The organism is Chryseobacterium sp. S90 (assembly GCF_047444895.1).
Taxonomy (GTDB): domain Bacteria; phylum Bacteroidota; class Bacteroidia; order Flavobacteriales; family Weeksellaceae; genus Chryseobacterium.
Genome location: NZ_JBLGCX010000001.1, coordinates 1,589,785 through 1,614,517 on the forward strand (window position 1 = coordinate 1,589,785; position 24,733 = coordinate 1,614,517).

The 24,733-nt window shown below is 34.8% G+C and carries 22 protein-coding genes and 4 tRNA genes; all 26 read right to left on the reverse strand.

Annotated elements, in window-relative coordinates:
* Positions 1-5: 5 nt before the first annotated feature.
* The 26 genes from ACLMCG_RS07305 to lepB (ACLMCG_RS07430) all read right to left on the reverse strand — a co-directional run bounded on the left by ACLMCG_RS07305 (position 6) and on the right by lepB (ACLMCG_RS07430) (position 24,663).
* Positions 6-1,142 (reverse strand): polysaccharide pyruvyl transferase family protein, encoded by a 1,137-nt coding sequence (locus tag ACLMCG_RS07305; RefSeq protein ID WP_413959345.1) that lies wholly within the window; start codon positions 1,140-1,142, stop codon positions 6-8.
* The gene (locus ACLMCG_RS07310) at positions 1,132-1,686 is read right to left on the reverse strand and encodes an acyltransferase (RefSeq protein WP_413959346.1); all 555 of its coding nucleotides are present in this window, start codon (positions 1,684-1,686) and stop codon (positions 1,132-1,134) included. The genes ACLMCG_RS07305 and ACLMCG_RS07310 overlap by 11 nt, the downstream gene beginning before the upstream one ends.
* Positions 1,683-3,152, reverse strand: a complete 1,470-nt coding sequence (locus ACLMCG_RS07315; RefSeq protein ID WP_413959347.1) for an oligosaccharide flippase family protein — start codon at positions 3,150-3,152, stop codon at positions 1,683-1,685. The genes ACLMCG_RS07310 and ACLMCG_RS07315 overlap by 4 nt, the downstream gene beginning before the upstream one ends.
* A gap of 8 nt (positions 3,153-3,160) precedes the next feature.
* Positions 3,161-4,282 carry a non-hydrolyzing UDP-N-acetylglucosamine 2-epimerase gene (gene wecB / locus ACLMCG_RS07320; RefSeq protein WP_413959348.1) on the reverse strand — a complete coding sequence of 374 codons (1,122 nt, stop codon included), beginning with the start codon at positions 4,280-4,282 and terminating at the stop codon, positions 3,161-3,163.
* A gap of 27 nt (positions 4,283-4,309) precedes the next feature.
* Positions 4,310-5,476 carry a nucleotide sugar dehydrogenase gene (locus ACLMCG_RS07325; RefSeq protein WP_413959349.1) on the reverse strand — a complete coding sequence of 389 codons (1,167 nt, stop codon included), beginning with the start codon at positions 5,474-5,476 and terminating at the stop codon, positions 4,310-4,312.
* 11 nt (positions 5,477-5,487) lie between these two features.
* Positions 5,488-6,783 carry a nucleotide sugar dehydrogenase gene (locus ACLMCG_RS07330; protein WP_413959350.1) on the reverse strand — a complete coding sequence of 432 codons (1,296 nt, stop codon included), beginning with the start codon at positions 6,781-6,783 and terminating at the stop codon, positions 5,488-5,490.
* A 43-nt stretch (positions 6,784-6,826) separates the two neighbouring features.
* A complete protein-coding gene (locus tag ACLMCG_RS07335; protein WP_413959351.1) occupies positions 6,827-9,166 on the reverse strand; it encodes a GumC family protein in 2,340 nt (779 codons plus the stop codon).
* A gap of 3 nt (positions 9,167-9,169) precedes the next feature.
* Complete coding sequence (locus tag ACLMCG_RS07340) at positions 9,170-9,889, reverse strand: polysaccharide biosynthesis/export family protein (RefSeq protein ID WP_413959352.1); 720 nt, start codon at positions 9,887-9,889, stop codon at positions 9,170-9,172.
* Between the two features lie 271 nt (positions 9,890-10,160).
* Positions 10,161-12,071, reverse strand: coding sequence for a polysaccharide biosynthesis protein (locus tag ACLMCG_RS07345; RefSeq protein ID WP_413959353.1), 1,911 nt, complete (start codon positions 12,069-12,071; stop codon positions 10,161-10,163).
* Between the two features lie 323 nt (positions 12,072-12,394).
* Positions 12,395-12,468: transfer RNA gene (locus ACLMCG_RS07350), tRNA-Asp, on the reverse strand.
* Positions 12,469-12,501: 33 nt separating this feature from the next.
* A tRNA-Asp gene (locus ACLMCG_RS07355) sits at positions 12,502-12,575 on the reverse strand.
* Between the two features lie 33 nt (positions 12,576-12,608).
* Positions 12,609-12,682 (reverse strand) — tRNA-Asp (locus ACLMCG_RS07360).
* Between the two features lie 33 nt (positions 12,683-12,715).
* Positions 12,716-12,789: transfer RNA gene (locus ACLMCG_RS07365), tRNA-Asp, on the reverse strand.
* A gap of 125 nt (positions 12,790-12,914) precedes the next feature.
* Positions 12,915-13,232, reverse strand: a complete 318-nt coding sequence (gene trxA, locus ACLMCG_RS07370) for a thioredoxin (protein WP_047380983.1) — start codon at positions 13,230-13,232, stop codon at positions 12,915-12,917.
* An 83-nt stretch (positions 13,233-13,315) separates the two neighbouring features.
* On the reverse strand, positions 13,316-14,491 hold the full coding sequence (locus ACLMCG_RS07375; protein WP_223601725.1) for a cysteine desulfurase family protein: 1,176 nt from the start codon (positions 14,489-14,491) through the stop codon (positions 13,316-13,318).
* A gap of 2 nt (positions 14,492-14,493) precedes the next feature.
* Positions 14,494-14,961 carry a hypothetical protein gene (locus ACLMCG_RS07380; protein WP_413959354.1) on the reverse strand — a complete coding sequence of 156 codons (468 nt, stop codon included), beginning with the start codon at positions 14,959-14,961 and terminating at the stop codon, positions 14,494-14,496.
* Between the two features lie 24 nt (positions 14,962-14,985).
* Positions 14,986-15,573, reverse strand: a complete 588-nt coding sequence (locus tag ACLMCG_RS07385; protein ID WP_223601727.1) for an HAD family hydrolase — start codon at positions 15,571-15,573, stop codon at positions 14,986-14,988.
* 7 nt (positions 15,574-15,580) lie between these two features.
* Entirely contained in the window at positions 15,581-16,306 is a 726-nt protein-coding gene (locus ACLMCG_RS07390) for an SDR family NAD(P)-dependent oxidoreductase (protein ID WP_142719026.1), read from the reverse strand.
* Positions 16,306-17,625: an FAD-binding protein gene (locus ACLMCG_RS07395; protein ID WP_413959355.1), complete on the reverse strand. Its 1,320-nt coding sequence runs from the start codon at positions 17,623-17,625 to the stop codon at positions 16,306-16,308. The genes ACLMCG_RS07390 and ACLMCG_RS07395 overlap by 1 nt, the downstream gene beginning before the upstream one ends.
* A complete protein-coding gene (locus tag ACLMCG_RS07400; RefSeq protein ID WP_309432609.1) occupies positions 17,622-18,509 on the reverse strand; it encodes a decaprenyl-phosphate phosphoribosyltransferase in 888 nt (295 codons plus the stop codon). Before ACLMCG_RS07400 ends, ACLMCG_RS07395 begins: the two co-directional genes overlap by 4 nt.
* A 107-nt stretch (positions 18,510-18,616) precedes the next feature.
* Positions 18,617-19,306 carry an OmpA family protein gene (locus ACLMCG_RS07405; RefSeq protein ID WP_223601730.1) on the reverse strand — a complete coding sequence of 230 codons (690 nt, stop codon included), beginning with the start codon at positions 19,304-19,306 and terminating at the stop codon, positions 18,617-18,619.
* Between the two features lie 25 nt (positions 19,307-19,331).
* Entirely contained in the window at positions 19,332-19,823 is a 492-nt protein-coding gene (locus ACLMCG_RS07410; protein ID WP_149835625.1) for a lipocalin family protein, read from the reverse strand.
* A gap of 124 nt (positions 19,824-19,947) precedes the next feature.
* The gene (locus ACLMCG_RS07415; RefSeq protein WP_223601731.1) at positions 19,948-21,630 is read right to left on the reverse strand and encodes a S8 family serine peptidase; all 1,683 of its coding nucleotides are present in this window, start codon (positions 21,628-21,630) and stop codon (positions 19,948-19,950) included.
* Positions 21,631-21,716: 86 nt separating this feature from the next.
* On the reverse strand, positions 21,717-22,334 hold the full coding sequence (locus ACLMCG_RS07420) for a WbqC family protein (RefSeq protein WP_413959356.1): 618 nt from the start codon (positions 22,332-22,334) through the stop codon (positions 21,717-21,719).
* An 11-nt stretch (positions 22,335-22,345) separates the two neighbouring features.
* Positions 22,346-23,020 (reverse strand): signal peptidase I, encoded by a 675-nt coding sequence (gene lepB, locus ACLMCG_RS07425; RefSeq protein ID WP_413959357.1) that lies wholly within the window; start codon positions 23,018-23,020, stop codon positions 22,346-22,348.
* On the reverse strand, positions 23,020-24,663 hold the full coding sequence (lepB, locus tag ACLMCG_RS07430) for a signal peptidase I (RefSeq protein WP_413959358.1): 1,644 nt from the start codon (positions 24,661-24,663) through the stop codon (positions 23,020-23,022). Before lepB (ACLMCG_RS07430) ends, lepB (ACLMCG_RS07425) begins: the two co-directional genes overlap by 1 nt.
* Positions 24,664-24,733 lie beyond the last annotated feature (70 nt).

Consider the following 24,733-nt stretch of genomic DNA (forward strand, 5'->3'; position numbering starts at 1 on the left):
TGATATTATTGTAATTGATTATAATATTCTTTTAATTTTAAAAACATTTGATCAGATAATGTTTTAAATGTAAGCATCTTCTGCGTTAAATATGTTTTTCGTTGTTCATAGTTTTCATTGAGTAAAGAAATCTTGGAATACAAATCTTCTACATCGAATGGATTTCCCCAACAATATGAACTTTCATTATAGGTTTCTGAAATAAACTTTAATTTCTGTTCAACTTCAATTGTTATAAATGGAGTATGTAATAATGAAGCAAAGATAGCTCCGTGAAAACGAGCCGTAATAAATAAATCACATTCTGAAATTTCTTCCAAAAAAGAATCAAATTTATCCTTTTCAGGGTTCCAAATGATCATATCCAATTTATCTTTTTTGCTATACCAATATGAATCAGATTTCGCATCAAAAAGTATGTACTTTATCTCGTATCCGTCTTTTATGAGCGTTTCTGTGGCTTGCTGTAATTTCTCATAGTATTCTCCTCCTCCATTTGCATAATCCCAGTCTCTTACAATAACTCCTATCTTCTTTATTCCCTTAGCTTCGTTTGTATATGAATCTAAAAAATGACTCTTAAAAGAATAACAAATATCAGGTGAAAGAATTGGTTTTTTAACCCCCCAATCTCTTGATTTTTTTAATGCAAATTCATCTCTTACTCCTACAAATTCTGCTTTAGCAAATAATTCACCGGTTTTTCTCTCTATGGTTGAATTTTCTATATCAAATGGTCCTACACCTACACCAACCAATGCAATATGTGAAGCATAATTGCTGATTTGGAATTTGTTTTCAATAAAGCTTCTTTTTAATATTCTTTTATTAATATAGTTTTTGATATGGTTAATATTAAATATCTTATCTTTTAATCCTTTGCTGAAAGTATTTTTTTTAAAATGATAAAATTGTGTTCCCCCTCCATACACTAATAGCTTTGTATTTACAGGTTCTTTAAGTTTATGATAGTCCACAACTTTAATACCAGGCAAGACATTATTAATATAAGAAGCAGACTGGCAAAGCATTACAATATCATTGGAAACCTCATTTAATTCCTTTACAATAGTATACATTAAGGCATCATCACCAAAATTGCCAAAACCATAACCACCTCTTATAACTATATTAGTTTCCATTTTTTTGTTTTAAATAAATATTATCTAATTCCTTATTCTTTAAATAATCGCTTATATTAGATCTCTCTTTTATTAGTTTTGCGGGATTTCCTCCCATAATAGAAAACTTTGGAACATCTTTAACAACCACACTTCCTGCAGCAATAACTGAACCTTCTCCAATAGTAACTCCAGGCACAATAATCACGCTATCACCGATCCATACATTTTCTTCAATCATAACATCCTTTATAAGTAATTCTTTATCGTAAGGTATAGCCTTAATATCATTAATATAATTATGATTTGCTGTATAAATTACTACTCTAGGGCCTATGATAGTACCCCTTTTTATTGTAATTTTTCCAAAACTTGATAAAAATGAATCACGCCCCATATATACATAATCTTCTATATGTACATTTTTAATATTCGTAAATTTAAAACCCGTGGAAATTTTACATTTTTTACTTATATTACTGCTGCTTAGCACTTGTTGAATTCTATAAGTGTGTATTTTTCCATCTATAAAATTCTTTATATGAAATAAAATTTTACCTATCATTTTATATATACTTTATACCATTTATAAAAAGTAAAGAGACTTGCTGTTAATAAAAGAACAGTGATTATAATTCTTAAAACAATATTATCTACACAGATAAAAGATAAACAACCTAATGAAATAATAATTATCAAAACAAAATGTTCCTTAGAAAGAATTAGCTTTTTACTGATAAGCTCTTTTTTCAAGTAAAAAGGAATAAAAATAACTGTATTGACAAAGTACCCTATTAAAAATCCTACAGCTCTTCCTATTGCTCCATAACTTATTAAAAAATTACATACGATTATTGTAGTTACAGCCCAGGTCATATTAGAAAAAACGCTGAACCACATAAAATTTCCTGCTGCAAAGTTTCTGGCAATACCCTGTCTTTGTGCTATAATGATCGTTGATAAAGAAACAAATAGTAATGTTAAATACATATCACTATTCTGATATTTACCTCCATACAATTGAGAAAACAAATCTGGCAAAACTAAAATTGGCAGAAAAAGTACAACTCCAATTACATAGGATTGGTTAATATTAAAGAAGTCAAACCTTTTGTTATTTTTACCAAAATTCTTCATTGTAAGTGGGTAAGTAACTTGTCCAATTACTCCAAGTAATAGAGTACCTACCTGAGAAAAATTAAAAGTAGCATTATAAATTCCTAGTTGATAGTATCCATGTACATGATTTTTTATCAACATAGAATTACAAATCAGTACCACCGGGCTTAGCATCATACTGCTTATAAAAGATGGTAAAGTGAAATTATATACTGTTTCTAAATGTTTCTTCTGCCCTTTGATTGTGAACTTTATTTTTTTTAAGTTTAATTCTCTTTGTAATAATACTGCTGAACATAGCCAAATAGAAAAATTAATTATTACAAGTGAAACAACCACACCATAAATTCCAAATTTATAAGCAGAAAATAATATCAGTGGTAAAGAAAGAATACCATTTACCATATTAACAAATGATATGCTTTTAAAATTTTCAAGACCAGCAAGAGCACCAGTTTGCAATCCGTTAAGAGATGAGAAAAAAATAGCAAAGGCACAAAGTAATACTTCCTTAGACATATTTTGATTTCCCACTATATACTCACCTACCTGTTTATTAAACACCAATGAAAGAACTAGTATCGTTACTGCTAAAAAGAATACCGACAATCTTGTTAAAGAATAAATTTCACTGGCCTTTTTCTTATCGCTCTCTGCATACAAAGCAAGATATTTTGTAGCAGTTACACCAAAACTTGCAAGACTGAATGTAGTAAATGTATTAATGTACGATTGCAATAATCCCAACTTCCCATATTCGTCTACTGTTAATATTCTTGCAACTAAAAAAAGCGCTATAAAAACAAATCCTTTAGATATAAGAGTTCCTAAAAAAGACCAAAATACTCCCTTTATTATCTTTTGTTGGTTTCCCGTTCCTAAAGCTTTCTTATATAATGATTTTATATTCACCTTTTAATTTATTTGGATGATATAAAGTCTACGATTCTTTTGCACGCCTTCCCATCTCCATATGGGTTATGAAGCTCACTCATTGATTGATAGCGTTCAACATTATCGAGTAAACTTTGTGTTTCTGAAACAATTTTATTTTTATCAGTTCCTACCAAAATAACTGTTCCGGCATCTACCGCTTCCGGACGCTCAGTTGTATCCCTCATTACTAAAACGGGTTTACCCAAACTTGGAGCTTCCTCTTGAACCCCTCCTGAGTCCGTAATGATCATATAAGACTTATTCATAAGCCAGACAAATGCAGGATAAGCAAGAGGAGATATTAAATGAATATTATCAATCCCTGATAAAATTTTATAAACAGGCTCTTTTACATTTGGATTTAAATGAACAGGATATATCACTTGTACATCTGAATTCTCAATTGCGATTTCCTTAAGTGCTTCACAAATATTTATAAATCCTTCTCCGTGATTTTCACGTCGATGACCAGTTACCAATATGAGTCTCTTTGAGGGATCAACGATATTTTTCAAATAATCGATTTCATTATTGGATATTGTATTGACTCTTTCAGTACTATCTAATAAAGCATCGATAACTGTATTACCTGTTACGAGAATATTTTCATTTTTTATATTCTCATTTAATAAATTTTGTTTCGATTGTTCAGTTGGTGCGAAATGATAGTCTGATATACGTCCGGCAACCTGACGATTTATTTCTTCCGGAAATGGTGATCTTTTATTATGTGTTCTTAATCCTGCTTCTACATGGCAAACTTTAGCTCCAGCATAAAAAGACGCTATACTTGCAGCCATTGTAGTTGTTGTATCTCCGTGAACATACACAAAATCAGGTTTAAACTCCTCCAGAATAGGACGAAGTCCTGTGATAATATCGGCTGTAAGAGTGTATAGATTTTGATTAGGCTTCATTAAGTTTAAATCATAATCAGGCTTTATTTCAAAAAAATCAAGTACTTGATCCAACATTTCTCTATGTTGAGCAGTCACACAGACTTTTGTTTCAAAATCGTCACATTTTAAAAATTCCTTTACTAAGGGAGCCATCTTTATAGCTTCTGGACGAGTTCCAAATATAATTAGATGTTTTGTCTTAATCATTAAATTAGTTTTAATGCAGTTATATTTTTAATCATTACCAAATAGATCCCTTGTGTATACTTTTTCCAGTACATCAGCAAGTTCCGATGCTTTACGATTAGAAATAATTACATCGCATTCTTTCTTGAAAAGTTCTAAATCTTTTACCACTTTGGAACCGAAAAAGGACTCGTCATTAAGTGCCGGTTCAAATACTTCCACTTCCACTCCCTTAGCTTTAATCCTTTTCATTACTCCCTGTATGGCAGATGCTCGGAAATTGTCGGAGCCTGCTTTCATGATCAGACGGTAAACACCTACCTTTTTGGGTTTTTTGGCTAATACAGAGTCTGCTATAAAATCTTTACGGGTCCTGTTTGCATCTACAATTGCCTGAATAATATTATTGGGAACAGCGTTATAATTTGCCAAGAGCTGTTTGGTGTCTTTAGGCAAACAATATCCTCCGTATCCAAAAGACGGATTATTATAATGTGAACCAATTCTTGGATCAAGACCAACACCTTCTACAATCTGGCGGGTATCCAGCTCATGAATCTGCGCATAACTGTCTAATTCGTTGAAATAAGCGACACGCAATGCTAGGTAGGTATTTGAAAACAATTTAATTGCCTCTGCTTCGGTAGGATTTGTAAATAAAACTGGAATATCCTTTTTTATGGCACCTTCTTTCAGTAATTCTGCAAAAATTTTTGCTCGCTCACTCTGTTCCCCTACAATAATTCGGGAAGGATATAAATTATCATATAAAGCTTTGCCTTCTCTCAAAAATTCAGGAGAAAACACAATGTTATTTACATTCAGTCTGCTTTTTAACTCTGCAGTATATCCCACAGGAACTGTAGATTTAATAATAATTACAGCTTCAGAATTATATTCTGCAATTTCCTTTATTACATTTTCAACACTGCTTGTGTCGAAATAGTTAGTAGTAGGGTCATAATCTGTTGGAGTGGCAACAATAATATATTCAGCTTTATCATAAGCCTCTTTTTTATCTAAAGTAGCTTTGAAATTAAGCGGTTTCGTACTTAGAAAAGCGCTGATCTCTTCATCCTCAATAGGAGATTTTTTAGAATTAAGTAATTTTACTCTTTCCTGAACAATATCTAAAGCTACAACTTCATTATTTTGGGCCAATAATACGGCATTAGACAAACCTACATATCCTGTTCCTACTACTGCTATTTTCATTTTCTAATTTTTTATAAACGATTATCGTATTTCTCTAAAATTCCTTTAACATCATATATAACTCCATCTTCTTTCAGATAACGGGAAAGATCGATATTAAGGAATTCATCATGAGAAACTGTGAGAACAACTGCATCAAATTTCTCTTTCACATCTTCCAGAGAATTTGTAGATTTTATACCATACTCATGTTTCACTTCTTCTGGGTTTGCCCATGGATCGTACGTTGTCACCCCGATAGAATAATCTTCCAGTGCAGTGATAACATCTGCTGCTTTCGTATTTCTTACATCCGGACAGTTTTCCTTAAAGGTAATCCCAAGATTCAGGACTTTAGCATCCGTAATATTGATTCTTTTCTTAATCATCGTTTTTACAACCTCGGAAGCTACAAACTGCCCCATAGAATCATTCAGTCTTCTTGCTGTAAGGATCAGCTCAGAATAATATCCTACATCCTGCGCTTTCTGTGCAAGATAGAAAGGATCCACCCCTATGCAATGTCCTCCCACCAATCCGGGCTTGAATTTCAGGAAATTCCATTTGGTTCCTGCTGCTTCTAAAACTGCATGTGTATCGATATCCAAAAGATTAAATATCTTTGCAAGCTCATTTACAAAAGCAATATTAATATCACGTTGTGAATTTTCGATTACTTTTGATGCTTCAGCGACTTTGATGGTAGGTGCCAAATGTGTTCCTGCTGAAATAACAGATTTATATAATTCGTCTACTCTTTTCCCGATTTCCGGTGTAGAACCTGAAGTTACCTTTAAAATCTTCTCTACGGTACGTTCTTTATCACCTGGGTTGATTCTTTCAGGAGAATATCCTGCAAAAAAATCTTCGTTAAATTTCAATCCTGAAACTTTTTCCAACACAGGGATACATTCTTCCTCCGTCACTCCCGGATATACCGTAGATTCATAAATGACAATATCATTTTTTTTCAAAACCTTTCCAACAGTTTCCGAAGCTTTATATAATGGCGTTAAATCTGGACGGCTATGTTTGTCTACCGGTGTAGGAACTGTAACGATGTATATATTAGCATCTTTAATATCCTCAAGATCTGAAGAACAAAACAATCCTTTTGAAGATCCCGTAAAAGGATTTTCTGTTACCAAAACCGTTTGAAGGACATCATCTTCAACTTCAAGTGTAGAATCTTTTCCTTCTTTTAATTCTGCGATTCTGCTCTGATTAATATCAAATCCCACTACAGCATATTTGGTAGCAAATAGACGAGCTAAAGGCAGCCCTACATATCCCAATCCTATTATCCCGATTTTATTCTGTATACTCATATTCTATGATCTGCTTACTTTTATGTTTATTAATTTTTGGTATTTATTTTTTCAAAAGTTTCTGCCACCAACTTTTCTTTTTATCCACGGTATATCCATAACCGTAGCCATAGTTGTAGCCATAACCTCCGACATTTTTAGCAACATCATTGATCACGAAAGAAACGTTTGATATTTTTGATTCTTTAACCAGTTTATTTGCAAATTCTATTAATATCTTTCTTGATACTCCCGATCTTACTACATATAAAGAAGCATCAGCTGTATCGGAGATACTCAATGTATCTGAAACCAGCATCAGAGGAGCCGAATCGATCACAATATATGCATAACGTGACGACATCTCACTGATAAGTTTCTGATAACGACCGTTGGAAAGAAGCTCCTGAGGATTTGGAGGGATAGATCCTGCATAAATTACATCACATTCCGGATTGGTATCTGATGTATGTATAAGATCTGCTATATTAGTCGTTTCATCATATAAATATTCCGTAAGACCAGCATTCTTAACATGCTCATCATCATATCTTTGTATCTGTGGATTTCTGACATCGGAACCAATAAGCAATGATCTTCCGTTTTTATTTCCTAACGTCAAAGCAAGATTCACTGAAACAAGGGTTTTACCTTCCCCTTTAATTGAAGAAGTTACCAATATAACTTTCGCTGAATCTTTTTTAGGAAGTATAAATTTCAGATTAGAAACCAATATTCTGAATGCTTCGGCTAATTCTGAGAAATCGTTTCTCTGTACAAGATGATTCTCAGCATCTTTAAGAGCAGGAATATCTGCCAATACCCCAAGTGATGAACTTTCAGAAATATCGGTACGGTTATAGATTTTATCGTCCCACATAAAGAAAAGATAAAATATTCCCGCAGGTACAAGCAATCCTAATAAAACCGCAGCCAAAAGAATAATATTCTTCTTAGGAGACACAGGTGCATCAATCGTATAAGCAGGGTTTACAATCTTAGCTTTTGGTACATTGACTGAAAGATTGATTGCGTTTTCTTCTCTTTTTTGTAATAAGAAAAGGAAAAGCTGTTCTTTAAGATTCTGCTGACGTTCAATGCCTCTATAAACCTTCGACTGTCCCGGAACTTTTTCTATCATTCCTGTATTAGCAGAAATCTGGCTGTTTAACTGAGCAATAGATGCCTGAATGGTTGCCTTTTGCTGGTTTATATTATCTCTTACAATTTCTTTCAATGAAGAAATTTCCTTATTCATTTCTATTACCGCAGGGTTTTCATTGGTTGCCTGCTTTAAAGTCTTGTTTCTAGTGATAACAAGAGTATTATATTGTGAGATAGCTTGTTCCAAAGAAGGATTTAGGCCTAAATTAGAAGGCATCAGCTGATTAGCTCCCTTTGAAGCTTCAGATTGAAGAGAGTTAAGAAGATCCAGCTGTGTCTGTTGCTGAAGCAATGCTTTAGTGTTCTCATTCGTATTTTGAAGAGCCATTTGTGCCTGCGCTTCTATGTCTACAATACGATTACGGTTTTGGAAATCCTCTTTTTGATTTTCAACTCCTGAAAGATCACGCGAGATCACCTCCAATCTTTTATCAATAAACTCCTGAGTGTTCTGTGCCTGTAAATTTTTATCTTTAAGCCCGTCCAGATTATACTGTTTCGTTATTTCGTTAAGAATTGCTTCTGATTTTTCAGGTACGGTACCTACAATACTAATATCCATCAGCATTGCTTTCTGGTCAGGAAGTTCAACCAGTATCTTTTTTTCCAAAGATTTTACCTTTTCTATAGGATTCCAGAAGACAATTTTATACTTATCTTTAAAAATATGTCCCGGAACTTTTTGAAGAACTACAGTTCCGAAATTAAGAACCAGATTTTTATTGAAACTACCTTTTACTGTTTTCTTATCTTTATCCTCTAAAACAAAATCATTTCCATTGACTTCTTTCACAAGATATTCTGATGAAACAAATTTCTTGACATCAGTTTTATAAGATATAATTTTAGCTTCAATAGGTACTTTTGTGAATAATTCAGAATCCCTGATTTCACCAGAATTATAATACTGTACGTTGAGATTAAGGTTTTCAACAACATTCATCAGGATAGGCCTGGAACTTACTACAGCAACCTCACTTTTAAGCTCATCTGCATTTCCCAAACCAAGCCCAAGGTTGTCAAGATCAATCAAAGCCCCGGTTAAATCCGATTGTTTTTTATCAAATTTTAGAGTTGTAGTAGACTGATACTGAGGTATAGCGTACCGAAGATATACCAAAGTTGCAATAATAAATAATAAGACAGATGCTATAAACCAAGGCCATTTGCCTAAATACTTTCCAATGATCTTTCTTAAATTCAAAGACTCTTCACTTTCCTGAAATTCTATCTTCTGCATATTTTATCTTCGTGTTAAAGCAATAATAAGCGTACCCGCCGTTAATAATGCACCAATGATCTGGAATGTCAGCGCTCTGTTTGGATTCGAGTTGGCCTGAACCTGTTTGTTTTTGTCCGGCTGTACATATAATATGTCATTTTGTTTCATATAATAGTACGGAGAGCTTACAATATCAGATCTGGTAAGGTCAACATTAACAATCTGATCAGTACCATCGTCTCCTGTACGGATAAGCTTTACATTGGTACGGTCTCCAAAATCTGTCATATCACCTGCAAGACCTAGTGCCTGAAAGATGTTAATCTTTTGAGAAACACTTTCTTTCTGCCCCGGATCTTTTACTTCACCTAAGATACTCACATTGAAATTTTTCAAAGTAATGCTCACCATAGGATCTGTAAGATACCTCTTAAGTCGAGCCTCCAGGTCTTCTTTCAACTGCACCTGCGTCATTCCTTTAGTATATACATTTCCTAAAACCGGAAAAGAGATATAACCTTCTTCATTTACAATATATTGACTTGGTTCTACATATTGGTTAATTCCCCTACTATTATCCCCTCCTACCTTGTTTGCAGTATTAAGGTTAAAAGGTTTCACAGCAATTTCATCCAGTGCAGAAACAAGAATTAAAAGTACATCCCCTTCCTGAATATGTAAGCCCTGGAACTTTGCTTTTGCAACTTCCTCTTCCATATTATGTTTCGATATATATACCATATTTTGCTTCGGTCTACATGATAGTAAAGTAACCGACAACAGTAATATATATGCAATAATAGTTTTATTCATATGTTTTTGTTCTAAGTCTACTTGAGTTAACTTCAATTTTATTTAAGATTCTATGATATTAGTTTTTATTGATGTGAAGTGTATTTTAACACCTATATTTAGATCAATTCTTTTTCTAGCAATTTTCATTCCGTTTGAAAAAAAAATAACGAAAATTATTATTTTTCACTATTTTTTTCATTAATTTCATTCATATACTTTACTCATATATCTCACGCTCAGATATTTTATCCAGAACTTCAAATTCCGAATTATTGCTTATAAATTCCGGTACAATGATTTTTAATATTTTAACGATTTGTAAACTGTCTTTATTCATTGCTGACAGAATAATCTGCTGACACAAAGTATCTATATCTTCAAATTCCATTAATGGATCCCTGGATATCATAATTTTCTCATGATGGGTAGGAATAGTTGTGGAATTATCAGTTAAAAGCTCTTCGTATAACTTTTCACCAGGTCTTAAGCCTATAAAATCAATTTTAATATCAACACCCGGGGTATACCCTGATAATTTGATCATTCTTTCTGCCAAATCCAGGATTTTAACAGGTTTACCCATATCAAAAACATAAATCTCACCGCCTTCTCCCATTGTGCCTGCCTGAAGTACCAGTTCGCAGGCTTCCGGAATAGTCATAAAATAACGAATAATATCAGGATGAGTAATCGTAACCGGACCTCCTTTTTCAATTTGTTTTTTGAAATGTGGTATTACAGAACCATTAGACCCTAGTACATTTCCAAAACGTGTGGTAATAAATTTTGTTGTGTTCTCAGGAGAATTTTGCAATGACTGTACAAAAAGTTCAGCAGCCCTTTTAGAAGCTCCCATTACGTTAGTTGGGTTTACCGCTTTATCTGTAGATACCATTACAAAACGATTAACGTTATATCTTTTTGATAAAAGAGCTAAGTTTTTAGTTCCTCCAATGTTCACAAAAATAGCTTCATGAGGATTATCTTCTATTAAAGGTACGTGTTTGTATGCTGCAGCATGATAAACTATTGAAAACTGATGATCATCAAATAGTTTTTCGATTCTGGAATAGTTTGAAATATCCGCCAGTACAAATTTGAATTTTTGGTTCGGGAATCTCTCCAACAATTCAAGCTGCAATTCATATAAAGGAGATTCCGCCTGATCAACTACCACAATAAGCGAAGAATTCAATTGAGAAACCTGCCTTACAATTTCGCTTCCTATAGACCCGGCTCCTCCGGTTACTAAAATAGTTTTATTAACATGGAAACTTCTTACCTCTTCCCCTTCTATTTTAATGGCCGGACGATTGAGTAAATCTTCAATCTTAAGCGGGCGAATACCTCTTACAACATCATCTTCCTTTATTATACTGGCTACAGGCGCTTTTAACACTTTCAACCCATTATCCAATGCTAGGGCTGTCCATTCTTCCATTTCCCGCTTTGTCATCATATCTTTGATCAAAACCGCATCAAACTGTTCTCTCAGATTATCGCTTTTAAGAAACTGCTTTTTATTATAAATCTTATGACCTAGCAGCATTGCTTTCTTAGAATCTGACCTCGCACTAATAAATCCTGCCAGCTGGTATGGATGATCGGGATTATGAATAATAGCATTCGCTAATGAAACAGAAGCACCTCCTATCCCTACAACAGCAACCCTTTCTTTGGACGAAACATCTTTAGGAATAAATATTGAAAAAATCTGTTTAGTTATCATTCTGAAAAAGAACATCAGAAAAATAGAAATCAAGAAAAATAAAAACAGAACCGGATATAAAAAAACAGGCTTACCCAATGCCAGTCCGGATATAAAATTAAGTCCCAGTAATGTAATAAGAGCACAACCCGAAGACCATAAAATTTTACAAAAATCAAAAAAAGTAGAGTGCCTTATAATTCCCGCGTATGTTTTGAACAGGAGTATAAACAGAATATTAACAATAATTACTGAAAATATTTTTTCATTTTGATACTCAATAAAGTTAAGTTTTACCTTCAGACTTTTTAAGAACAAATATGAAATTAAAACAGAAAAGAAAATGACTGAGATGTCGATAAAAAAAACCGACCATCTGGGTATATACCTTAACTCCCTGATTTTAAAAATGTCCCCCATATACAAATAAACCTAAAATACCATTTTCATTAATTCAACACTCAGTGGCTTTTATTATTGGGCGAAGGTAACAATTATTATTAATATTTTTAGTACTACAAGTTAATTTTTATTTAAAATATAAATTAACATTTTGAAACAAATTTCCAAAAATAAAAACATTAAAAAGGTTTGCAAACCAACCGCGATATACGGATACTATTTCCCTTCCAACGTTTTGTACCTGATCAATTTCCCACTTTTTTGAGCCCCATATAAAAACAAAAAAAATACTGTAAAACATACGTTTTACAGTATTTTATACTACTTTCATATGGTAGTTGCGATCCGGACGGGACTCGAACCCGCGACCTCCGCCGTGACAGGGCGGCATTCTAACCAGCTGAACTACCGGATCAATTTTTTTAAAGTAAATTGAGAAAAACTTATGCGATCCGGACGGGACTCGAACCCGCGACCTCCGCCGTGACAGGGCGGCATTCTAACCAGCTGAACTACCGGATCAATTTTTTTAAAGTAAATTGAGAAAAACTTATGCGATCCGGACGGGACTCGAACCCGCGACCTCCGCCGTGACAGGGCGGCATTCTAACCAGCTGAACTACCGGATCAATTTTTTTAAAGTAAATTGAGAAAAACTTATGCGATCCGGACGGGACTCGAACCCGCGACCTCCGCCGTGACAGGGCGGCATTCTAACCAGCTGAACTACCGGATCATTTTTTTAAAGAACGTCGTTTCTTTTTCGTGGTTGCAAAATTACACCTTTTTTTGTTATCTGCAAATTATTTTAGAAAAAATGCCTTCCAATACTGGAAGGCATTCATTATCAAACTTATTTTTTTATAAGTGAGCGCTTAATTTTTCAGCGATTACCTCTTTTGGAGCTACACCTACTAATTTATCTACTACTTCTCCGTTCTTAAAAATAAGAACTGTAGGGATATTTCTGATACCATACTGCATAGAAATCTCCTGATTGTTATCAACATCTACTTTCCCAACGATTGCTTTTCCTTCAAAATCTGATGCAACTTCTTCGATGATTGGTCCTAAAGTTCTGCAAGGTCCGCACCATACTGCCCAGAAGTCTACTAATACCGGTTTGTCTGATTTTAAAACCGTATCCTGAAATGAGCTGTCTGTAATTTCTAAAGCCATTTTTGTTTCTTTTATTTTAATTAATATTATTTTCTTTTAATCCTTTATCGGATGTTCAAAATTACGATATTTAGCGCACAAGACTATCTATGCTCAACATTAGTTTTTTCTATAGTATAGTCACTTGAAATTTCTTTCAAAGCATTCACTAATGTATCAATATCCGCTTTAGTCGTCATATGACTGAAAGAAATTCTCAATGGCGTACAATGATCCATTTCGTCTTCAGAAAGCACCATCATCATCACCATTGAAGGTTTTGAAGCTCCTGATGAGCATGCACTTCCCTGAGAAATCGCAATTCCTTTCATATCAAGCTGAAGTCCTATCAATGGATTTTTGTATGGCAATAACGCACTTAAAACTGTATAAAGACTGTTTTCTTTTTCAGCACTTCTTCCATTGAATTTAATTCCTTCGATTTCGGCAGAAAGTCTTTCGATTGCGTAATTTTTAATATCCTGCATATGGTTGGTATATTCATCCATATGGTTCAGAGAAAGCTCTAGTGCTTTACCCAATCCTACGATACCACTCACATTTTCGGTTCCGGCTCTAAGGCTTCTTTCCTGAGGCCCTCCGGTAATGATTCCTTTTAAACCTGTTGCTTTTCTGATAAATGCAAATCCCGCTCCTTTTGGCCCGTGAAACTTATGGGCACTGCAGGAAGCAAAGTCTACAGGAATCTCAGAAAAATCAAGATTCATATGAGCCATAGTCTGTACAGTATCCGAGTGGAAAAGTGCATTATGCTCTTTACATAGCTGGGCAACTTGTTTAAGATTGATGATATTTCCGATTTCGTTGTTGGCGTGCATTAAGCTTACCAACGTTTTTTTATCTGAAGCTTTTAACAGCTCTTCTAATTTCGTAAGGTCAATATCTCCTTTTTCATTCGGACGAATGTAGTTTACTTCTACTCCTTTTCTGCTTTTCATGTCCAAAATACTTTCAGAAACACATTTATGTTCCAGGGGAGAGCTGATGATTCTTTCTACTCCAAGGTGTTCTACCGAGGATTTGATGATCATATTGTTGGATTCGGTTCCACAAGAAGTAAAAATGATTTCAGCAGGAGTTACATGAAGATAGTCTGCAACCTGTCTTCTTACATTTTCAATAAGGATTTTTGCTTCCTGTCCAAAGCTGTGCGTTGAAGACGGGTTTCCGAAATTCATCTTCATAGTGCCCACCATTGCATCTATAACTTCTTCTGCAAGCGGAGTGGTTGCGGCATTATCTAAATATACTTTATCCATTATTATTTTGAATATTTTAATTCTACGGAGGTAAACTTGTAATCTGTGGGAACAGTGAAAATAAACCATGGGTTGGAGATCACCTGAATTTCCATTCCACCAGAAGGTTCTCCGGCCGGAACTTCTACATAGAGAATCTGATTTTTCACAGTTACTCCTTTGACTTCTTCAATTTTGTGGCTTCCTGATCTGAAGGTTCCCAAATTGTATAAAACGACTTTCTTATTTTTCGGAAACTGAGGATATTTGATATAAGATTCTTTTCCCAGATCTGCGATACCAAAACTTCCCTGAATAATATTACGAAACTCTTTTTCGTCATTGATTATCTTAAAACCAGGTTTATCAGTTCCTCCCTGAGATTCAGAAACAAGGAGTTCAGTATTTCCCTGCACAGCAGAAGACTTCTGAGATGAAGTGCTTGCACAGCTCATAAAGATTACTGCACATGCAATTAACAGGCTTTTCATTTTTTACAATTTTATCTCCCAAAATTAGTGAAAAAATTGGTAATGTCCCTCATTTGCCCATTTCAACATTGGCCGATCTCCTGAGGTATCCCCAAATGCAATAATTTTATCGTACTTAGAATTGTTTATTTCTTCTTTAATTCTTACCAGTTTTTCTTTCCCATTGCAGTTTTTTCCTACAAAATTTCCTGTAAAAATTCCGTTCTTAAACTCTGCCCGCGTAGAAACAAGCTCCATTTTAAGTTCCTCAGCGAAAGGCTTTACCCAAATATCTAAGGAAGCGGTTACCAATAAACTTTGTGTATTATTCCTATCGATATTTTTTATAAAGTCTAATGCATTTTCCCTCACAATTTTAGGATAGTGAAGTTCAAAAAACTGTTTAGACTTCATTTCAATCTTTTCCTGAGTCTGTCCTTTTAAAATAGATCCGATAAAACTTTTTTTCACTTTTTCCGTTTCGGCAAGCTTTAATTTCAACAGGATAAAGAGGGGTACATGTCTTAAAAATTGTATCCGGTATCTTGTAGAATCGTAGAATTTAAGATACATAAACATAGTATCCTTATAGGTCAAAGTTCCGTCAAAATCAAAACAATACAATTTTTTCATTTTCTCTTTAAAGCTTTAATTTTTTGAATATAAATTCAGGTATATTTCTGATAATCATCATAATAATACTCCAAACCGGCAAAACATATGCCACGTTTTTCTCCTTTTTAAAGGCTTTATAAATACAGGCAGCCGCTTGTTTCGGTGTTGCTGTCAGTTTCGGATTTAAGGGCAGACCTTCAGTCATTTTAGTTGCCATAAACCCAGGTTTTATCGTAAGAACGTGTACTTTTTTATCAAAAAGATAATTTCTCAAACCACTCAGATAGGCTGTAAATGCTGCTTTTGCACTTCCATAGATAAAATTACTCTGTCTTCCCCTGTCTCCTGCTACTGATGAAAGCCCAATGATCGTTCCGGATCTTCTGCTTTCAAATTTATGAGCAAAATAGTTCATTACAGGAACCAGTTTTGAATAATTAATATCTATGATACGTTCCGTATTTCTGTTATCATACAGTCCTTCTTCCGTTCCTTCTCCCAAATATCCTACGGCACAAAATAATACATTTGAATTGATATTATCAAATCTGTTGTAATCAATTTCTTTGGTCAGATCCAGTTCAATGACTTCCGCCTGCTGCAGAAATTTCACATCAATATGCCTTGCGAACCGTTCTGTAGTTTCTTTATTTGAGGTAAAAAGATAGATTTTTTCAAACTTTTCTCCTTCCTGAAGTGCTTTTTCCACAAAAGCCTGTGCCACTTCAGATGTGCTTCCCAAAACTATCATTATGAGTTGTTGTTTATGATTCTTTTGTGCTGTAAAGACACAAATTTAGGATTTTGAATATTTTTCAGATAATTGGTAAGTGATGATCTGCTCATACTGTCTTTGGTAAGATAAATTCTTCCTCCGAACTCCTGAACAATTGCATCAAGCTGGTCTACCAATTTTTTCAGTTTTGAATTGACTTTAAAATCCAAAGCCAGTGTATACCCTTCCACCGGAAATGAGTTGTAAGCCTCCGGATTATGTTTTCCAAAAAGTTTTAAAACTGCCAGGAATGATCCGTTTCCGCTCTTCGCAATCGTCTCAAGGATTCTTTTCATCCCTTCTTTTCCCGCTTCTTTAGGAATCACCATCTGATATTGTATAAAACCGGATTTTCCGTAGATTTTGTTCCAGTCATTAATAGCATCCAAAGGATAGAAAAATGTTTCGTAATCAATAAAGTTTTTAACTTCTTTCTTAGACTGTTTTTTATAGTATAGCCAGTTGAAAATTTTTACCGTAAGGGCATTCAGCACAAATCCCGGAAAATAAAAAGGAACTGTAGGCTGTAATTTTTTCTTTAATCTTAAAGGAGTTTTCGAAAACTTCTGGGGAAGCTCATGTTGAAAGGCATGCTCACCTCTCATCAGAATACTTCTTCCAATATTTTTTCCTTTCTGAAGGCAATCGATCCATGCAACGGTGTAAGTCCAGTTTTCACTTTCATCAAACAGTTTAAAGATTTCATCCAGATTATCTGCTTTGATACTTTCCTGACGAATGTATGCGGATTCTATATTTTTAAGCTTAAATTTTGCCGTAAGAATAATCCCTGTAAGTCCCATTCCACCAATGGTAGCCCAGAACTTCTCTGAATTTTCTTCTCTGGAACAGGTAATAATTTCCCCGCTCTCAGTCATGAGTTTAAATTCAATCACATATTCTGAGAAACATCCTTCTGCATGGTGGTTTTTTCCATGAACATCGGAAGCTATAGCACCTCCTACTGATACAAATTTTGTCCCCGGGGTAACATACAGAAAATATCCCTGTGGGACAGCAATTTCCAGAACATCTGAAAGCAGCACTCCGGATTCACATTCTATCACTCCGTTTAAACGGTCAAAATTGATAAACTTATTTAATTTTTTTGTTGAAAATATAGATTCTCCCAACGAAGCATCTCCATAGCATCTTCCGTTTCCTCTGGCAATAATCTCGTTGTGATTGAGTACAAATTCTTTTATTTTTTTGAAACTGTCCTCTGATCTCATTTCTTTCTCCACTACCGGGAAATTCCCCCAGTTTGTAACTTTCTGTGTGAAATTCGGCTTCATTTCTTAAAATAAATTTGAATTAAAAATGCAGCTACCCAGAGTACCAGGGTAACTTGTATATAGCGATCCCGGTACACAATTTTTGTAGGAGATTCCGTTCTGTTGTAAACCAAGGTCTGCTGAAGGTATCTTAATAAGGCAAAAACCACAAAGATTACCGTATAAAAAACTCTTTCATGGAATCTTTCCTGAACTTCCGGTGACAGGGTAAACATTAAGTAGCACACAATAGCCAGTGTAATAGAAATGGATAATGCAATGTCTGCAAACTGAACATTATACCCATCCAATGCTTTTCTTGTTTTTCCTGAAACCTGTGCGTTGATCAATTCTCCTCTTCTTTTTCCAATTGCCAGTACAAGTGCCAATACAAACGTTAAAAGAATAGCCCATTGTGAAATACTGATTCCTGTAATATAACCTCCAGCCAATACACGCAGTACAAATCCTATAGCGATAATAAAAATATCAATGATAGGAACATGTTTCAGTCTAAATGTATATGCCAGATTCATCACCACATAGAAACCTATGATGATGGCAAACTTCCAAAGCAACTCATGGAAGTAGAGCTGTGTGAAAAATACAAGAATAATGTCTGTAATGACCAGACCGATAAGAATTCCTATAGCTGTTGCTTTTGAAATAGCTCCACTAGCTAAGGGTCTTCTCCTTTTTTCAGGATGTTTTCTGTCTGCTTCGATATCATTGTAGTCATTCAGGATATACACAACACTTGCCGCAAGCGAAAATATAACAAATGCGAAAATGCTTTTGGTAAGCAGATCAATGTTGGTAATATTACCTGAAAAGAAAAGAGGGACAAATACAAAAAGGTTTTTCACCCATTGCTCTACACGGAGCAGCTTTAAATATTTCTTCATTTATGTTGTTTCAAGTACAAAAATAATAAATTCAAAATTTCTAGCATAAAAATACAAAAAAAACCGCCGGGGCGGTCTTTTACGAAAATATTTATATGTAAAATTAATTACTGCCCTTGCTTGGCATCATTAATCATTTTTTCATTTGCAGTGATCGCAAACTCAACTCTTCTGTTTTTAGCTCTTCCTTCATCAGTATCATTGCTTGCAACCGGCATATTTTTACCTTCACCTTTTGTGAACATTCTGCTTGATGCAATTCCTTTTCCTACTAAATAAGTTTTTACAGCATCAGCTCTTCTTTGAGAAAGTGCCATGTTGTAAGCGTCTTTACCTACGCTGTCTGTGTGTCCGTAGATATTGATATTGGTATCAGGGTTGTTTACTAATACTTCAGCCAGCTTATCAAGGTTAGTCTGTGCAACAGAAGTAAGGTTTGAAGAGTCAAATGCAAAGTTAACGATGCTTTCATTCATTGTTACTTTAATACCATCTCCTACTCTTTCTACCTGAGCACCTGGTAAAGTTTCTTTAATATCTCTGGCCTGCTTATCCATTTTGTTACCGATAACATTACCAGCTACACCACCGATAATACCACCTAATACAGCACCAATAGCTCCGTTTCCTCCTTTTCCTACATTGTTACCCAGGATACCTCCAAGTACTGCTCCTGAAGCAACACCTACTGCTGTACCTCTTTGTTGGTGATTTGAATTCTGAACTGCCTCACAGCTTGTCAATAATAATGCTGATGACAAGAAAAGGGCTCCTACGTATGTTTTATTAAAATTCATTTTTTTGATCTTTTATGTTGATAAATTATTTCATCCCTGTTCTCTGGAAGTTGTAAACTACTTTTACATTACCTCCTTCAAAAGGAACATCTTGCTCAAGTGAAAACTGATCTGTAGCCTGGTTGATTAACGTCATTGTATACCCTGCAGTATTTTGTTTTGCTTTAGTACCTGAAGCAATTTTTTTAAACATAAACGTATTACCACCTTTTACTTCAAATTTGATAGGTTGTGTAATTGCCGGGCAATCTCCACCACCGTTTAAAGTATACGCTCCTGTCCAGTTATTAGGAATCAGTCTCCAGTGGCTTCCCACGAAACACTGTGCGTCTGCACCTTCGTCAAAAGGTTTAATTTTATAACCTTTATCATAATCTATGCTTACAATCTGCCAGTCTCCTTTCATTTTCAGGAAGTCGGCTCTTTGATTTTGAGATGTAGCTGCTTTGTTAACAGAGGAACACGAAACTGCAAAAAGTGATGTTCCCAACATCCCTGCAAGTAGTAACTTTTTCATTTTGTTGTTTATTATTTTGTTACTATAAAGTTACAAAAAACCGTGCCAAAATTTAAAATAAAAAATAAAAAGTCCGAAAAAATTCGGACTTTTTATGGTTTCTCCTTAAAAACAGGGAGATAAATTATTTTTTAACAGCCTTTTTTACAGATTTCGAAGGCTTAGCAGTGCTTGACGGCTTTCCTTTGTAGAAATTGGTATAAGCATATTCTGCAGCTTTTTTCAGGTCGATAACACCTCCTGCCTGCGATTGATCTGTGAATCCGTTTGCAGTACTTGCATTGCTGCTTTTCACAAGCGCTTCAATGATCTGATAAGGTTTCAGATCCGGCATATATGCTAATAAAACTGCAGCTCCTCCAGCTACCACAGGGGAAGCCATAGAAGTTCCCTGAAGGTATTTGTATTCGTTTTTAGGAACGGTAGAATAAATTTCTTCACCCGGGGCGAAAACATTCACCATTTTTTTATTATAGTTAGAGAAATCGGCTCTCAAAGCACTGTTTTTATTGGTGCTTGCTCCTACTACAAGAACGTTGCTTACAAATGGTTTTTCATCAGTAACATTTTTAAAGTTGGTAGGATATGCCAAATGTTCTGCAACATCTTCATTTTCGTTACCGGCAGCTTTTACTAAAAGCACACCTTTATCTTCAGCATATTTAAAAGCATCCCAAACTACATTTTTACCTGGAGAAACAGGTTTCCCGAAGCTCATATTTAAAACTTTTGCTCCGTTATCTACTGCATATCTGATAGCGTTAGCTACATCTTTATCTCTTTCATCACCGTTTGGAACTGTTCTTACAGACATAATCTTAGCAACTTTTGAAGCTACACCGTGCTGAATTTCTTTTCCTTGCGGCAATCCAGCGATAATTCCTGCTACGTGAGTCCCATGCTCTGCATCCGGTCCTTCGTAATGGTTGTTACCATAACTTTTTTCAGAATAGTCATCATAGTTATCACCTACAATTTCTTTTCTGGTATCATAGGAAAGGTCATATTGTTTTGCTGCCGGAGCAAAGTGATCTATTGCCTCCTTCATTTCTTCTTTCATCTTCTTTTCAAATTCAGCGGAAGATTTTCCTTTGAATTCAGGGCTTTGAGAAATCTGACCCAGGAATTCCAGTGCGATTGCATCTTTTTGATCTGTAGGGGCTTTAATTGCTGAGAGTGTCTCAGCGGTTACAGGCTTACCTCCTAATAATTTTACCATATTAGGAATCAGCTCGTTCAGCATAGAATAGGTTCTGAAATTCTGTTGAGCCTCGATACTTTTCTTATTGAACATATCTTTGGCCTTCATATACATATCAAACTCATCTTTCATTTGAGCCTGATTTGCTTTATTTTTAGTGGAATCAGTTCCTTCAAAAACAGGTTTGTATTTGGCAACGACTCTTGTGACTTCCATATTATCGATATCAACATCACCGTTTTTACCTCCTATGAAGTTCCAACCGTGTACATCATCAATGTATCCGTTTCCGTCGTCATCTTTACCATTTCCGGGAATTTCATTAGGGTTTGACCAAAGGTTATTTACCAATCCGGGATGGTCTACCTGTACTCCACTATCCAAAACTCCTACCACAACGGTTTTAGGCTTTAGCCCTTTAGATTCCAAGTATTTATAAGCATTTGCTGTATTTACCCCATAAACTTTTGAAGTTGCAAAATCTTTATGATACCATGTCATCAGATCTTTATCTTCGTTTGGATCAATACTTTTAGCTTTAGATTCCTGTGCAAAAGAGAAACTAAAACCTGCTAAAAAAACTGCAGCTAATAATACCTTTTTCATATGTTGAAATTTATTTTTTTTAAAAGATACACCAATCACCAACTTCTTCTGTTCTATACTGAAATTTCACTAATAGCGATTGTATGCTAATATGATTGTTTTATATTTTTTATATACACCAGCGATTCAGGGCCTTTATTACAAATAAGGTCAAGAACCGAAAGGTCTTCCAAAAAGCCTAATTTATCAGAAAATGTCTGGTAATATTCTTCCATTTGAAACTCTGACGGAAGTTTTGCCGAAAACTTTTCTCTGAAATTAATACTTTCAGGATTTTTGATATATTCTTCATTCAAAGAGTGTGCCTTTTCTGTTTTCAATATCTGTTGGATGATTTCTATCCCTTTAAGGTTAAAATCAAGAAGGTATTTTTCCTGAAGCTCAAATATTTTTCTGAACTTATCTTCATAGTATTCAAAATAAGGAGAACTCTGATATGCCGTCTTGATTGATTTCCAATGAAGGGATCTCCAATCTTCGCGGTAAGAGATTTCAACATCTTTAAATTCTCTTTTCCCGTTATGATGGATAGGAATTATTAAAGACAATTTTCCGTTGGCTCCATAAATGTTTGCTCTGTTTCTGTAAGTCTGCTTGGGGAAACTCTCAAACTGTTCCAATGTAATTTCATTCTCAGGATTTAACAATACTGAAAACCATGAAATTGGGGGCAAATAAAATGCCGGTAATAAAATATTTTGCATAATAATATAATCTAGTTTCTAGGGTAAATTACCCGTCCTACGGCATCTTTCTCATCAATAAAGCCTAAATAACGGGAATCTAAACTTGCATTACGATTATCTCCTAAAAAGAATAATTTTCCACTTGGAACTTTTATTGGTCCAAAGTTATCTGCATTCCAATCTTTATGATAAATTTTGCGAATATCCTGATCTGTATTTGGATTTATAAACCTTTCATGGAAGAAATTATCATTAAGTTCTTTATCACTTAACTGAGTAATGAAGTAATTATCATCAATCTGAAAGACTTCACTTTCTTTAGTACCTTTAAATAGGAGATCATTTGCATAGCCTCTGTCTATTTTATAAGAATGCTTCACATTAAACTTATCTATCAATGTATTATTAACGTATAATTTTCCATCCTTAATTAAAATCTCATCATTTTCCGTTCCTATTAATCTTTGCACATAGACACCTTGAGGATAATCTAAATTATTCTGATTGTAAGCAATCATTTTAAACTTGGCATAAGGAAGGATGTTAGTCATCACAATAAATGACTTTTTTTTGATGGTAGGTTCATTGCCTGCCGTTGGTACAAAAGCATATTGCAAAACCCCGGAGAGTTTTGCAATAATAAAAAGAGTTACAATAAAGCTGCCTATTAAAAGGACTCTATTAAATATTTTACTTTTAAACACTATTCTTCAGTTTTTTTCTTTCTGAATAATTTCACGAAATACTCCCATCCGAAGAATAAGATTAAGATCATTGCTGCAATCCACCAGTAAGAGGTTTTATTGGCTTCTCCTGTATTGGTTGCTTTGAACATTCTTTCCCAACGGATTTTGAATGGTGCCTGATAAGTAGAACTGCTGTCTGCAAAAGCACCCTGAAGGCTCATCCATGTAAACATCGGCTTTCCTACAATATTTTCTTCCGGAACGAAACCAAAGAATCTTGCATCTAACGAAGCATCTCTGTTGTCTCCCACCATCATATAATAATCCTGCTGAATAGTATACTGGGTTGCTTCTTTTCCGTTGATAAAGATTTTCCCGTTCTTTTTCTCTAAGCTGTTGTGCTCATATTCAGAAATGATCCACTGATAAGTTGGAAGTGTTTCCTGATTGATTGCCACAACATCTCCTTTTTTAGGAATTCTAAGCGGGCCGTACCAATCCTGATTCCAAGGTTTGTTGATCGGGAAAATAGACTGTGTAGTATCAATTTTAGTTTTGGCTTCGTCTCTGTAATATACTGCAGCTTCACCTTTTGCTGAAACTTCTTCTTTCATATCAAGAACATGAGGAAGTTCTTTAATTTCTTTAGCAGTCTTATCCGTTAGACCTTGAAAACCATAAATAAATCCTCCGTTATCCTGTTGAAACTCCTGAACCGGTAAAAATCCATAAGCTTTATATAAGGTTGGGATATCTAATTGAGCATCGGTTGTTACAATATATCTGTGCTGTACTTCCTGATCTCCTAAAACAGTTTCCGGCTTTCCGTTTACGAAAAGTCTTCCGGCTCTCATTTCAAAAGTATCACCTGCTGTAGCAACGCAACGTTTTACGTAAGGATCTTTTCTATCGATCGCTGTATGTACAGAATCCTGAGGATAGTTGAAAACAACTACGTCATTTTTCTGAGGCTTGTTGAATTGTAAAATTCTTGTGTAGGGAAGTTTTACTCCGTCTACGTAAGATTTTGGATCATCTTTCGGGTTACCTTTCTGTCCTGTATCCATAATTGTTCCCTGAAGGAAAGGTATTGCTACCGGACGCATCGGAAGTCTGTAACCGTAGCTCCATTTGTTTACAAAAAGGAAATCTCCTACCAGTAATGTTCTTTCCATGGATCCTGTAGGAATCCCGAAAGGCTGTGTTACGAAAACGTGGATAATAGTAGCGAAAACTACCGCAAAGGTAATAGACCCAACGAATGTATCTTTCTTTTTCTCGTTTTTCTCTTCGTCTGTAAGAAACAGATCGTTTGCGTTTTCATCTTCTAACTCTACATCTTTAGAATAGTTGATCACCGCCAGATAAATAAATGGCAGGATCACGGCAAGAATCTGATCCTTGAAAAGGGTCTTCCCAAACTTTTTCACGAGATAAAGGTGGAAAACAGACATCATGATTGGCCCTACAATCGGAAGATAAGACAGGATTGCCCACCATTTCGGATGCTTTGTTTCTTTCAGAATAATGAAATAGTTATAGAAAGGGATAAAAGCAAATAAAGGGCTATAGCCCATTTTCTTGAACAGTTTCCAAGATGAAATGCCCATCAATACGGATAGTATGAGGACATATACTGTATAAGTTAAAAAATAATTCATAAATTTTTGTGCCTATTCTTATGATAAAATGATGAGTAATAAATGATAAAAGCAGTCCGCTGTTTACAAT

Coding starts and splice junctions, on each gene's coding strand:
- ACLMCG_RS07305 (WP_413959345.1), bottom strand. CDS start 1,142: ATGGAAACTAATATAGTTATAAGAGGTGGTTATGGTTTTGGCAATTTT.
- ACLMCG_RS07310 (WP_413959346.1), bottom strand. CDS start 1,686: ATGATAGGTAAAATTTTATTTCATATAAAGAATTTTATAGATGGAAAA.
- wecB (WP_413959348.1), bottom strand. CDS start 4,282: ATGATTAAGACAAAACATCTAATTATATTTGGAACTCGTCCAGAAGCT.
- ACLMCG_RS07325 (WP_413959349.1), bottom strand. CDS start 5,476: ATGAAAATAGCAGTAGTAGGAACAGGATATGTAGGTTTGTCTAATGCC.
- ACLMCG_RS07330 (WP_413959350.1), bottom strand. CDS start 6,783: ATGAGTATACAGAATAAAATCGGGATAATAGGATTGGGATATGTAGGG.
- ACLMCG_RS07335 (WP_413959351.1), bottom strand. CDS start 9,166: ATGCAGAAGATAGAATTTCAGGAAAGTGAAGAGTCTTTGAATTTAAGA.
- ACLMCG_RS07340 (WP_413959352.1), bottom strand. CDS start 9,889: ATGGTATATATATCGAAACATAATATGGAAGAGGAAGTTGCAAAAGCA.
- ACLMCG_RS07345 (WP_413959353.1), bottom strand. CDS start 12,071: ATGGGGGACATTTTTAAAATCAGGGAGTTAAGGTATATACCCAGATGG.
- trxA (WP_047380983.1), bottom strand. CDS start 13,232: ATGGCTTTAGAAATTACAGACAGCTCATTTCAGGATACGGTTTTAAAA.
- ACLMCG_RS07375 (WP_223601725.1), bottom strand. CDS start 14,491: ATGGATAAAGTATATTTAGATAATGCCGCAACCACTCCGCTTGCAGAA.
- ACLMCG_RS07380 (WP_413959354.1), bottom strand. CDS start 14,961: ATGAAAAGCCTGTTAATTGCATGTGCAGTAATCTTTATGAGCTGTGCA.
- ACLMCG_RS07385 (WP_223601727.1), bottom strand. CDS start 15,573: ATGAAAAAATTGTATTGTTTTGATTTTGACGGAACTTTGACCTATAAG.
- ACLMCG_RS07390 (WP_142719026.1), bottom strand. CDS start 16,306: ATGATAGTTTTGGGAAGCACATCTGAAGTGGCACAGGCTTTTGTGGAA.
- ACLMCG_RS07395 (WP_413959355.1), bottom strand. CDS start 17,625: ATGAAGCCGAATTTCACACAGAAAGTTACAAACTGGGGGAATTTCCCG.
- ACLMCG_RS07400 (WP_309432609.1), bottom strand. CDS start 18,509: ATGAAGAAATATTTAAAGCTGCTCCGTGTAGAGCAATGGGTGAAAAAC.
- ACLMCG_RS07405 (WP_223601730.1), bottom strand. CDS start 19,306: ATGAATTTTAATAAAACATACGTAGGAGCCCTTTTCTTGTCATCAGCA.
- ACLMCG_RS07410 (WP_149835625.1), bottom strand. CDS start 19,823: ATGAAAAAGTTACTACTTGCAGGGATGTTGGGAACATCACTTTTTGCA.
- ACLMCG_RS07415 (WP_223601731.1), bottom strand. CDS start 21,630: ATGAAAAAGGTATTATTAGCTGCAGTTTTTTTAGCAGGTTTTAGTTTC.
- ACLMCG_RS07420 (WP_413959356.1), bottom strand. CDS start 22,334: ATGCAAAATATTTTATTACCGGCATTTTATTTGCCCCCAATTTCATGG.
- lepB (WP_413959358.1), bottom strand. CDS start 24,663: ATGAATTATTTTTTAACTTATACAGTATATGTCCTCATACTATCCGTA.